13 protein-coding genes and 1 pseudogene are annotated in these 11662 nt (G+C 39.8%); 5 read left to right on the top strand and 9 right to left on the bottom strand.

All coding sequences use genetic code 11. From position 1 onward, the window contains the following. The 7 genes and pseudogenes from NWP25_RS14240 to NWP25_RS14210 all read right to left on the bottom strand — a co-directional run. A pseudogene (locus tag NWP25_RS14240) lies at positions 1 to 989 on the bottom strand (hypothetical protein); the annotation flags it as partial. A 4-nt stretch (positions 990 to 993) separates the two neighbouring features. Continuing rightward, a complete protein-coding gene (locus tag NWP25_RS14235) occupies positions 994 to 1890 on the bottom strand; it encodes a hypothetical protein (protein WP_280649440.1) in 897 nt (298 codons plus the stop codon). Further along, positions 1880 to 2701 carry a TRAFAC clade GTPase domain-containing protein gene (locus tag NWP25_RS14230; RefSeq protein WP_280656975.1) on the bottom strand — a complete coding sequence of 274 codons (822 nt, stop codon included), beginning with the start codon at positions 2699 to 2701 and terminating at the stop codon, positions 1880 to 1882. The genes NWP25_RS14235 and NWP25_RS14230 overlap by 11 nt, the downstream gene beginning before the upstream one ends. 20 nt (positions 2702 to 2721) lie before the next feature. Further along, positions 2722 to 3471, bottom strand: a complete 750-nt coding sequence (locus NWP25_RS14225; RefSeq protein WP_280649442.1) for a hypothetical protein — start codon at positions 3469 to 3471, stop codon at positions 2722 to 2724. Positions 3472 to 4138: 667 nt separating this feature from the next. Next, the gene (locus NWP25_RS14220) at positions 4139 to 4456 is read right to left on the bottom strand and encodes a hypothetical protein (RefSeq protein WP_280649443.1); all 318 of its coding nucleotides are present in this window, start codon (positions 4454 to 4456) and stop codon (positions 4139 to 4141) included. Between the two features lie 108 nt (positions 4457 to 4564). Beyond that, entirely contained in the window at positions 4565 to 5299 is a 735-nt protein-coding gene (locus NWP25_RS14215) for a class I SAM-dependent methyltransferase (RefSeq protein ID WP_280649444.1), read from the bottom strand. A gap of 182 nt (positions 5300 to 5481) precedes the next feature. After that, complete coding sequence (locus NWP25_RS14210; RefSeq protein WP_280699633.1) at positions 5482 to 6210, bottom strand: pirin family protein; 729 nt, start codon at positions 6208 to 6210, stop codon at positions 5482 to 5484. A 465-nt stretch (positions 6211 to 6675) separates the two neighbouring features. Here NWP25_RS14210 and NWP25_RS14205 point away from each other — a divergent pair, with 465 nt between their 5' ends. Next, complete coding sequence (locus tag NWP25_RS14205) at positions 6676 to 7092, top strand: thiol-disulfide oxidoreductase DCC family protein (protein WP_280649445.1); 417 nt, start codon at positions 6676 to 6678, stop codon at positions 7090 to 7092. A gap of 17 nt (positions 7093 to 7109) precedes the next feature. Here the strand turns inward: NWP25_RS14205 and NWP25_RS14200 are convergent, their stop codons facing one another. After that, complete coding sequence (locus NWP25_RS14200; RefSeq protein WP_280649446.1) at positions 7110 to 7538, bottom strand: hypothetical protein; 429 nt, start codon at positions 7536 to 7538, stop codon at positions 7110 to 7112. Positions 7539 to 7906: 368 nt separating this feature from the next. Here NWP25_RS14200 and psbQ point away from each other — a divergent pair, with 368 nt between their 5' ends. The 4 genes from psbQ (at position 7907) to hemJ (ending at position 11345) form a co-directional block, all read left to right on the top strand. Beyond that, positions 7907 to 8371 (top strand): photosystem II protein PsbQ, encoded by a 465-nt coding sequence (gene psbQ / locus NWP25_RS14195; RefSeq protein WP_280649447.1) that lies wholly within the window; start codon positions 7907 to 7909, stop codon positions 8369 to 8371. 83 nt (positions 8372 to 8454) lie between these two features. Further along, positions 8455 to 9567, top strand: coding sequence for an NAD(P)/FAD-dependent oxidoreductase (locus NWP25_RS14190; protein WP_374913113.1), 1113 nt, complete (start codon positions 8455 to 8457; stop codon positions 9565 to 9567). 48 nt (positions 9568 to 9615) lie between these two features. After that, positions 9616 to 10464, top strand: a complete 849-nt coding sequence (locus tag NWP25_RS14185; protein ID WP_280649448.1) for an alpha/beta fold hydrolase — start codon at positions 9616 to 9618, stop codon at positions 10462 to 10464. A gap of 287 nt (positions 10465 to 10751) precedes the next feature. After that, entirely contained in the window at positions 10752 to 11345 is a 594-nt protein-coding gene (gene hemJ, locus NWP25_RS14180; RefSeq protein WP_280649449.1) for a protoporphyrinogen oxidase HemJ, read from the top strand. Here the strand turns inward: hemJ and NWP25_RS14175 are convergent. Beyond that, a partial coding sequence (locus NWP25_RS14175) for a recombinase family protein (RefSeq protein WP_280699631.1) occupies positions 11342 to 11662 on the bottom strand: 321 nt, incomplete at its 5' end. The two genes, hemJ and NWP25_RS14175, sit on opposite strands and share 4 nt — an antisense overlap.

The raw sequence follows: 11662 nt of genomic DNA, 5'->3' as shown, positions 1-11662 counted from the left end.
TTTAACCAATTTAAAAACTCTGGTAGGGTTTCTGGAATCACCATTGCCCTCAAGGTCATTAACCGCACTATTTGAGGACTATAAATTTTTTGGATTATGGCTGTTTTAGCTCCTTGGGCATCAAATAAACTGTGCCAATGCTTTGCAGTAATTTGTTGATTTTTTAATGCATCAGTAATCACTTGCACAACTTCAGGCTTCACTTGGGAACTATTCATCAAATTCCGAATCGCTGATTTAAGAGCCTCTTCATCTTCCACCACTGATGTAGACCCTTGTGGAATTTGTTTAATTGCCCTTTGCAATATTTCATAAGCCCGTGTAGAAGCTGGTTGAATAATCTGAAAATTTCGCGGTTTTTCTAATGCTTCCACACTAAATGCCCAGGAAATAGGCTGGTCATTTTTTTGGGATTTTCTAATGGCTAAGACATTAACAACTCGGAAATTACATTGATGTGGTGATAACACCAATGGTTCTAATTGATTTAGTTCTAAATTTGCCACTTCTGGTGGTATATCTAAATGGCGCTGACTGTAATAAGTAAATAAATTAGGTTGTCCAATAACTTTGACATCAAAAGGATCAAATCTCGGTATTCCTTCGTTATCAATCCATGCCAATATTTTCCACAGACTATTGTTCACCCCCGGCATGGAATTGTTATTGTCGTGACACAAAAAATAACGATATACAGACACACTGCGTCCTTTTTCATCCCGTCCCCTAGTGACAACAGCCACCACCGCCCAAGCATCATCTCCCTTTCCCACCACTCGGCCAATAATTGCCGGCTCTTCATTAGAAGCTCCTTCCGTCACAGCAAATTCCCGATTGGCAATAGAACGCTCCACAACTTGGGGAATGGGGCTAAGGGTGACATTCATATACTGTCCAATAAATCCCAGGGATACCCAACCGCCGTCAGCAGTTCTTTCGGGACGAATACCAGTGCTAAATTCGTGAATTTCTATAGTTGATGGATTCATCTACTTAACCCTTATCTAATTCCTTATGGCGATCGCCTGTACATAGCCAATAAATGGGAGCTACCAAACCAAAAGGTCGCCACCGCTTGGGGTCTTTAATAATAGCGGTTACACCATCACGACCACGACGTAGCACTTGGACATTAGGTTCTGGATATCTATTTCCCAACATCCCAAAAGCAGAAGCAGTGAAGTAATCTACCTTTCCGCTTCCCAATTGTTGCCAAGCTTGTAATTTACGATGTACCTGGGGAAAACGAGCAGCAGCTAAAAAAGCTGGTTTATGTCGATTCACCCATAATTCTGACTGCTCGCACTTAGTTAGCACCAAAGCAATTCTGCGAGTTCCCTGTTCTATATCCCTGCGGTCAAGGGAAGTGAAAAACTTATCTAAACCATTGGCGTACTCAAAATCTTTACCACGACTATTACCATCAATTAAAAACATAACCCCCGTAGCCAAAGAACAATCTTCTAAATATTCTTCTAGTCGTGGGTTTCCAGCTTGGTATAAAAGGTCAGTGAAAAATTCACCTGAGTAATCCTTGCAGCTGATATTGAGATTAACTAATTGGGAATTTGCGGAAATCTGGGTATTATGCCAAGAAAACTGACCTTTGAGAGTAATACTCAAAGTGTAGTCTTTTAACACACTATCCAAATCAGTAGCTTCTAGCTCCAATCCTTGCTCCAAAATATTTTGAGCCTTACTGATTAATTCTTCTCCCGACTCACCCACAGGGATAACAGTTTGTACAGGACTATTAACATCAGCATTAGGCCACCTAGCTAAAGAAGCCATATATGCAGTTTTTCCCGAACCGCGATCGCCTATTACCCGTAGAACTGCATTACTCTGGTGAGGTTCAGAAGCAGTTTTTGAGAACCAGTTATGTATCATCTCTCATCCTTTTACCTGTACTCAGCCAATAAAGAGGAGAAATAATGCCATAAGGTTGCCAACGATTTGCCTCTCTTAAAACAGAATTTCTCCCATCAGTTCCCCATTCTTCAATGCGGTTTGGACGAGGATCTTTACGCCCCAAAACCCCAAAAGTTGATATGGCGTGGAACCGGAGATTTTTACGAGGAATTTTATTTTCCAAAATAGATTTAGTTTTAGGTAAATGAATGTGAAATAAATCAGCTTCAGGGTCAAGACGACCAGGCCACAGCTCTCCCCGTTCACACTTACTCATAGCCACCGCCAACCGTAAATCATTAGCTCGCTGGTGGATATCCATTAATTCAATAAACCGCTCTATAACTCGGCTGTAAAACTTATCAGTTCCTTGTTTCCACTCTGTGAGCAAAATTAAACAGCCATCAACATCTTTGGTTAAACATTCTTCTATAAATTCTTCGTGTAAAGAATTTGATGACCCAGTTACTAATTCTTCAAAGATTTCCCCAGGATAGTCTCTGGCTACTAAATTAATTTTCTCTTGATTAAAAGCACTGTTAATCTCAATACTAAATGAGTAAACAGGTAATTCATAAATATTTGTCACATGAGAACCAGTAGGTTCTAAAGATGCTCCCTCGCAGATAATATTTTCAGCCCTCCTTGCCAGCTGTTTAGTATCCTCATTTACAGCTTCAACATGGAACCTTTTGCTTTTCCATCTCGCCTTAGCTGGTTGATAAGCTAAAGCAGCAAGATAAGTAGTTTTACCAGACCCCCTTGGGCCAATCACCCTGATATTTCCCATTTTAATTTGTGCCTTCTTTACTACCTAGCCAAAAAGCTTCCTAGATATATCCAAGGAAGTTCCAACACCGAGCGATTATATATTGATGTAATAAAGCACCGCACCGATAACCCCCGAATACTTTGATTAATTTGTTCTAATTGCCATTCAATAGGTCTAAAGTATCGTTGTAAAACATAGAGATGACGTTGTTGCCAATTCATTTGGGAGCCATTGGGGTTGTAGCTGAGTTTTGCAGCTTCCTTTTCTAAATCACAAAAAAGGTCTGCCTTATTTAAACAAATCAGCAGATGCCTTAATTTAGGGCAGTCTTGCCGAAAAAAGTCTACCCAACGGTCAAACCTGTTACACCATTGCTGTTGACTCATAAACTCCTCTAAATCTACCCCATTGTGGAAATTCATTCCTCGATGGGGGGGGAGGATAAGCAAAATTCCTTCACTTTCTCCCATGGCCTTTAAGAGGTTAAGCCACTCACTTTGATTATCACTTTGCCAGCTTTTTCGCCATACCTCTCCGGGGGTATCTATCCAATCTACACTTATAGATTTATTACCTGTGGGTAGTTGCACCTTAACATCCAAGAGATGATCATAGATGGCTTGTCTAGCATCCGTTGGTCTAGTTACAAAATTTTCATCTAGTAACTGAGTTTGCAAATTTTCGTAATCTAGGTTTTCTACTTTTACATATTCATTTTTAGGGTTAGCCAACTCCATTGCTAAATGTGTCTTACCAGCAGCGCGATCGCCTATATACAATAATCCCACACCGATCCCACATTATTACTTATCTTTATATAAAATATTTACCACAATTATTGACGAGTATTTATCCACAAAAATACTGAAATTTTAAAAAAAAATATTGACCCATTGCCCTCAATCCATGAAGATACCTCTTCCAGAATTAAACAATAATAACTTTTCGATTTTTTTTTAGGTAAATATTAAAAATGCAATTTTATACACAAGGTCAAAACTTTAAAATTCATTTATACTAACCAAATACAAACCATAATTAGATAGCAATTTAAGTATTACCTATGCCATGTCCAGTAAATTAATGACAGTACCTCAGGAACTGACATGAATCCTCTCCCCAGGAGATAGAAAAATCAAGCTTCAACTACCATGAATATAGTTCTATAATTGGCAGAATCATCTTCCAGCTTATATAAGTAATTAAACGGATATAATATTAAGTTACGTCAAAGCACAGGCCCTAAAGCCCGCACAAATAATAGCCACAATCTCCAAAAAATAATGTAGAGAGGTTCCCTAGAACCATCTCTACAAAAATTTACCCAACACCTGTATTTAAATTGAGTGGATATTAAATGATTTGTGTGGGGATTTTTGTGAAACACTAATACCCAGAAGCATTACACAAGCAATAAATTCCTAGTTTCCAGTTAAATTTAGGGTAAGTTAAAAACTACCCCAAAGAACTACTAGCTTGACATAGCGTTTCCCCCAATTGCAGCACCTTACCTGCCACATCACCAGTAGCGTTAGCAGCTGCACTTTGAGTATCTTGACCTAAATCTGCAAGAATATCTGCAATGGATTCAGTATCACCACTCAATATAGCCTCTTTTAATTCTCCCAAATCCTCAGCAAAGTCTGTGCCTGAAAGTTGTTGCTGCCAAGTATTGATAATAGCTATAGCTTGATCCGTAGGGATGGATGTCAGGTCTCTTTGCAAAGCAGAGATGGTAGAGTCTATGTCAACATTTTGGATTGCATCAGCCATAAGAAACTCCTATGTTGAATGTATTTCGTTAAAGCATTACTACCTGACCCCATTTTTCTCAAGATGAATACTCAGATCCTCAGCCTAAAGTTATATACTTTACAGTTCTCAAAACTTTACCTTATATAAGTCAAATAATTCCCCTGATTGCTGCGCCACCACTTTCGCACCATTAACTTTGAACATTTTTTCCCACTCAGCCACAGGTTCGAGAAATACCTCAGCCCCCAAATATGTTTCCAAAACTGCCCAATCTTCTACTAAAGGGTGTGCTAGATTGAGGATGTCAAACACAAAATGTCCCCCTGGGTTCAACACCCGCTTAACCTCCAGCAACACAGCACCCCAATATTTTAAAGGGAAATAGCAGCTAAATCCCGTAGCGATTACCAAATCAAACTGGTTTGCTGAGTAACTTAATTGATGAGCAGGCCCCAACTTTACACCTTTAAACAACTTAGAATTCAACTGCGGTCCGCGAGAATTGAGGCTATCCCGTGCCACAGTGCTGATTTCTTGGCCATAAAAATATGCTTGCCAATCCCGCCAAGGATAGATTAGCAAGCTCACACCACAACCAATATCCAAACAGTGCTGGTTTTTTTTAGGTTGAGCAATTTCCCAAAAAGGAGAAACAATTCTGCCGGACAAAATACCAGACACCCATTCTTGATATATGGGCATTTCCCGTACTTCTGCTGGTAATTCCAGGTCTTGCTTTTGATACTGTCGGTTAAAGCGATACCCCACTTGAGCCACTCTCCCCTGCCAGTTTCCTGATTCATGGGGAGTTTGCAACGGAAAGACATCATCCGATGATGGCGAATTACGCTTTTTAGACATTCTGCCTCTGGTGCTCTTAGAATATTTTCGGGTCAAGTTCTAGTGTAGCGAAACAAAGACCAGGGACTTGTAAACCAAAAATAGTAAACTAAAAGTATCCACAATCAAGGTACTTCATTTTTATGACCTTTCCTCCCTAAATCAAAAGTTTTGATTTGACTGAGTAATAAAACTACATCAATTCAACCCAAATCAAAAAGTAAAAACTCTGCACCACCTTCAGTGGTACTTTCATTACTAATTTGGAGTTTTTCTTCCCCATGGATTTCCACCCCATCACCGGCTTTGAGTTCCTCACCGTTGAAAACCACCCCACCTTTAGCTATTTGTAACCAAGCATAACGATTAGGTTTCACGTGATAATGGATAACATCCCCTGGCTCTAAAATAGACCCATACAAATCAACATCTTGGTGAATTGTTACTGCACCATCACGGCCATCTTCAGCCGCAATTAACCGTAGTCGACCCTGCTTTTCTTCTGGAGGAAATGATTTTTGTTCATACCTGGGTGTTAATCCTTGCTGATTCGGTAGAATCCAAATTTGCAGCAAGTGCAATAGCTCAGTTTGGGAGTGATTAAATTCACTATGAGCAATTCCAGTCCCCGCACTCATTATCTGTGCATCACCAGGACGAATTATTGAACCAGTACCCAAGGTGTCTTTATGTTCCACCGCACCTGATAATACATAAGTAAGAATTTCCATATCGCGATGACCATGACGGGGAAATCCAGCACCGGGGGCAATGCGGTCATCATTAATGACCCGCAAAGTACGAAACCCCATGCGATTAGGGTCGTAAAAACTGCCAAAGGAAAATGTGTGATAACTATGGAGCCAGGGAAACTCACTATGACCACGGGCATTTCCATCATGAATTACATAGTTAATTGTGTTTTTAGACATCATCTTTCCTCCTGAATATCAGTTTTTCCATGACAACAACAATGTTTTTAAGTTTTTAATTACTTTGAGAAATCAATTATTAGTCTTGTGAGTATGGAGGTTTTAACCTTTCAACTATGTAAATAATAAAATACCTACAAACAAAATGAAAAGTACCCACTTAAAAGAAACCTACTTACCAAAAACATACTATTGATGTGAAAAATAAAAATCCTGATGTGGTCACCGGTGATTTTTATGCTGTATTAGTACCAGATTTATTATTCTCACCCTTGATTTGTCATCCTTGGACATAAGCGCCTAGGAACCAAAATCTGTGATTAGTACTACAGGAAACTTCTTTGTAGACATAGGCCCCATCACCAGCACCTAATTCATAGGTGTCAGCTTATGTAAAACATTCTCTCCCCAGATATTGTAAATTAACTATTAACCATAAAGTCAAAAAAACTAAAAAAACCTTTTATGAACTACTACGTTATCTATGACGGCAATTGTAATCTCTGCGTTACCCTAGTTCAGTTATTGGAAACCCTAGACCAAGGAAAATTGTTCCGCTACACCCCAATGCAAGACCAAGAAACACTAGCCCAATGGCGAATTACACCCCAAGATTGCCAACAGGGAATGATTTTAATCCATGGTGATGCACCGGAAAGACGTTGGCAAGGAAGCGATGCTGCGGAAGAAATTGGATGCTTATTGCCAATGGGAAGTGTATTTGTCACAGCTTATCGGGCTTTACCTGGGATGAAGTGGCTAGGCGATGGCTTTTATGAACAAATCCGCGACAATCGCTATACTCTTTTTGGCAAGCGTGGAAGCACCTATCAATCAGCCTACTGTGCCAATAGTACTTGCAACACTGGGGATAATTTATAAATTATTACCAATCAATCTTAATCACTCGCTTTATTAAACACCTCTAAAATGTGTCGGCAAATTTCCCTGAGTTTTTCACCAACTTGTGGTGAAGGCTCAGACATACCCACAAAACTCCAGTTATCCACAGTAGACAGTCGCCACGCCTCACCGCGATGGTCAAATCCAGCCACTTCTAAACCAATAGCACGACGTGAGTAATTGATGGGATCTTGGTAAAAGCGAATTTGAATCAAGACACTGCGACTGCGCCAAGACTTGCTAATACCCGGAAAGTGAAAGCCGATGTCTATAGAATCTGGATCTACCAACTCCCTTGTTTCTGGGTCATCTTTCCATGGTTTAAGATCCGATTTAGCATCAGGAAACTGGAATTTAAACAAATTCACCACCGTAGCAATCTTGCTGGCAAGTTCAAGGTTAGTTGCTTGTTCAGATGCATTCACGAAAAAACACTCCTATATTTTGCCCAACTAGAGGGAACGTCATGACAAAAAAATTGCCAAAAAGCTGATTATATAGGTATTTCAACCCAGGAATACCTTTCAAATTAAGCAAATTTAAATTACCCCTTCCTCACAATTTTATTTCTCAACAACTGTTAATCCAGTGTTTTAAGACTGAACATAGTTGTCTTGAGTAATTATACTTAACTTTTTCAGAAACACCCACTAAATAAGCCCATGGGCAAAAATATTAATCCCCATAACCAGAATTTTTACCGGAAATCCCTAGTCAAGTAGAACCATAGATCACCTAGCGATTTAAAATTACACTGTTAATTGGTACACACAAAATAAATTAAGTTCAGTTTATGGCGCGTCAACCCTCGATTTTTTCTCTGATTTTAGTATTATTAGCCACATTTCTCATTAGTTGTGGTGGCCCCAGCGTTGCAGTTGCACCTCCAACTTACACAGAAACTCAACTAGAGAGAATTCAGGAATATGTGCCGAAAATTCAGGCTGTGCGCCACCGCGCAGAAGAACTGAAAACTCTCATCAACAAAAAAGATTGGATTGATGTCAGCAATTTTATACATGGCCCCATGACAGAAGCTAGGTTGAGTATGACTTATATTATTCCCAACCTCCTAGCTTCGGCCCAACCCACAGCACGGCAAAAAACTCGAGACTTGCTGAACCACTTGGTGAAAATTGATCAAGCCGCCGGAGCCAGTAATAGCCTGCAAGCCTTAAATAGCTACCAAGAAGTAGTAGAAGACATTGATCAATTCTTTCAATTGCTTCCTGACTTAAACACCCAACCAGCAGTTTAGTCCAGGAGTTTAACATGGAATTAGGAGGATGAAAGTCAATCATCATTGCCATCTCCTCCTGTCTATTCCCCCGGAAAAAAGCCATGATTCATGTAGTCATCATCGGTTGTGGTGTAGTCGGAGCAGCCATCGCCTATGAACTTAGCCTAATTAAAGAATTAAAAATTACAATTATCGACCGTCAACCACCCGCCCAAGCTTCCACAGGGGCAGCTCTGGGAGTTTTGATGGGAGTAATCAGTCATAAAATCAAAGGTCAACCTTGGCAAAGACGACAAACAAGCATTCAACGCTACGAAACCTTAATTCCCGAATTAGAAGCTATCACAGGTCACAAAATTCCCTTTAACCGCCAAGGTATTCTCAGTCTGGTTTCGGAACAAGAGAATTTAGCACAATGGGAAAATCTCGCCGCAATTCGCCATTCTCAAGGTTGGAAATTAGAAGTTTGGGATCCAGCCAAACTCAAAAATCTTTGTCCTCAAGTCCATAACCCCAAAATTATCGGCGCAGTTTATTCCCCTCAAGACCGTCAACTTGATCCTACTGCCTTAACATTAGCTTTGGTTGCAGCAGCCCAACACCATGGGGTAACTTGCAAATTTGGTGTCAATGTTTTGGGAATAGACACCCCCATCCAGCAAATTCACCAACCTAGTCAATGTGGTTTAGTACAAACCACAGAGGGAAAAATTGCTGCCCATTGGATTGTCATAGCAGCGGGACTCGGTTCCACACCACTGACAGCCCAATTAAACCAAATGCTTGATGTTCGCCCGGTTTTAGGGCAAGCATTACAAATACACTTGAATCAACCATTAGCTAACCCTCACTTTCAGCCGGTGATTACCGGTAATGATGTCCATATCGTCCCCATAGGTGGCAATAATTACTGGGTAGGTGCAACAGTAGAATTTCCCCACAATGGCCATGAAATACCACCAAATCAAGAACTACTAACAAAAGTTTGGCACCAAGCTATCACTTTTTGCCCAGATTTAGCCACGGGTACTATTGTTCGCACTTGGTCTGGTTTACGTCCCCGTCCTGAAAACAGGCCCGCACCGGTGATTGAAAAATTACCAGGATTTAGCAATGTTATCCTAGCCACTGGACACTACCGCAATGGTGTTTTACTAGCACCAGCCACAGCTAACACCATTCGTGAGATGATTAGTTATAACAGTTTGCAATAAAAAATAGTCCTTCATAACCTTCCTTAAACCTTTACTTAGGAAAATAAAGTGTCTTTAAAAGAACATAAAATTAAAGTAGATTCTCTAGAATGGTTTTATCGTGAGTCCTTACCCATTGGTAGAACTGACTTGTTGCCTGTATTGTTACTACACGGTTTAGTTTCTCAAAGTTACAGCTGGCGGAACATTATGCCGGCTTTAGGTACTCAGGGAAATAGAGCCATCGCACCAGATTGGATTGGTTATGGTTTTTCTGCTAAACCGGAAAAAAAAGATTTTCCTTACACACCTAATAAATTTATTACTGCTTTAGCAGAATTTGTTAAAGCCTTAGAACTGGAACGTTTTTCTTTAGTAGTCCAAGGATTTTTAGGTTCCGTAGGCTTACAATATGCCTTACGCTATCCAGAACAAATCGCTAATATAATCATCTTAAATACACCCATTTCCACCAATGCCAAATTACCCTGGAAAATTCAACAAATGGGTTTACCTTTAGCGGGTGAAATGATCACCCAAGACCCCCTCCTAGTTGACCGGACTTTAGAAGGGGGTAGTCGTTATCGCATTGAAGATCAAGATTTAGATATTTATCGCAAACCATTTTTAAAATCTTCCTCCGCCGGGCGAAGTCTGTTAGCCACTGTTCGGAATTTAGAACTAAATCCAGCCATGACAGAAATAGAATCTGGCTTTCAACAATGGCAAAAGCCAATTTTGATTCAATGGGGAATGATTGACCCTTGGTTATCCATAGATGTAGCAGAAAAATTTGCCAATTCCGTACCCGATGCCCAATTAATAAAAATCAATAATGTCGGGCATTATCCTCAAGAACACTACCACAAAGAAATTTTACAAGACCTTTTGCCATTTGTCCGTTGTGCAAATACCTAATGCAAAAATAATAAATCCACCAACAATATTCTTTACAATAAACCACACTTAAATAATTCAAAATTCCAAATTTCCAATTTTACATAGGCAAGGGTATTAGACCCTTTCCTAATTAACAAATACAGAGAAATAAAAATAAACTATTTCTTTTTTTCTAAGTTTAAGTATAGTTAAGGTTGGTAAAAAATGTTATGGCAACCCATTTATAATCTTATTTAAGATTCAACTTGTAAAGTTTTTATTAAAAACAAAAAAAGTCACAATTACCCTCGCGGAGATTCAAGTTCATGGCTTATTCCTGGTTTAAAGCATTTCATCTCATTGGCATTGTAGTTTGGTTTGCTGGGTTATTCTACTTAGTACGCCTATTTATTTATCATGTAGAAGCAAACCAAGAACCAGAGCCAGCAAAAACCATACTGAAAAATCAGTATCACATTATGGAAAAACGCCTCTACAATATCATTACTACTCCAGGAATGTTCCTGACCGTAGCAATGGCCATAGGTTTATTAAGCACGGAACCGGAGGTTTTAAGACAGGGTTGGTTGCACATTAAACTGCTATTTGTTGCGCTGTTACTGGGTTATCATTATTACTGTAGTCGTCTCATGAAACAGTTAGCCGCAGATGAATGTCGCTGGAGTAGTCAACAGTTACGGGCTTTAAATGAAGCACCCACAGTCATGTTATTAGTGATTGTCTTACTAGCTGTGTTTAAAGATAATTTACCCACAGACATTACAGCTTGGGGGGTTTTTGCCTTAATAATTTTCATGGCGGTGACTATTCAGCTTTATGCAAAAAAACGCCGCCGTGATAAGGAAAAACTAATGCAAGAAATAGCACAAGTTCCTCAATTTCCTCAAGAACAAAGTTAGAGATTCTGCTGCCTAGCACAGATCCATGAGATAAGATCGAACCCAAAGCGACAAAGCCGATCTTTGTGGGCAATGACAACAAGCTTGCAAGTGTTTGTGAGAACTCTGTCCAGTAAGGTTTGAAGACCTTTTCCTTTGAAGTTAAGTCCGCTTCCGATGTCGGTGATGATTTCTGTGTCGGGGTAACGAGCAGCAAGAAACTCAATTTGTTCAGAGAGGTCGTTTTTCTGACCGCGACTTGAAACCCTGGCATATAAAAGGGTAGCTCGTTCATCTGCGGGATTACCGCGTCGAACAGGGATAACTGAATCGAGGTT

The sequence above is a fragment of the Umezakia ovalisporum Ak1311 genome, from assembly GCF_029891685.1.
Taxonomy (GTDB): Bacteria; Cyanobacteriota; Cyanobacteriia; order Cyanobacteriales; family Nostocaceae; genus Umezakia; species Umezakia ovalisporum.
This window is presented reverse-complemented; position numbering and strand designations above follow the sequence as displayed.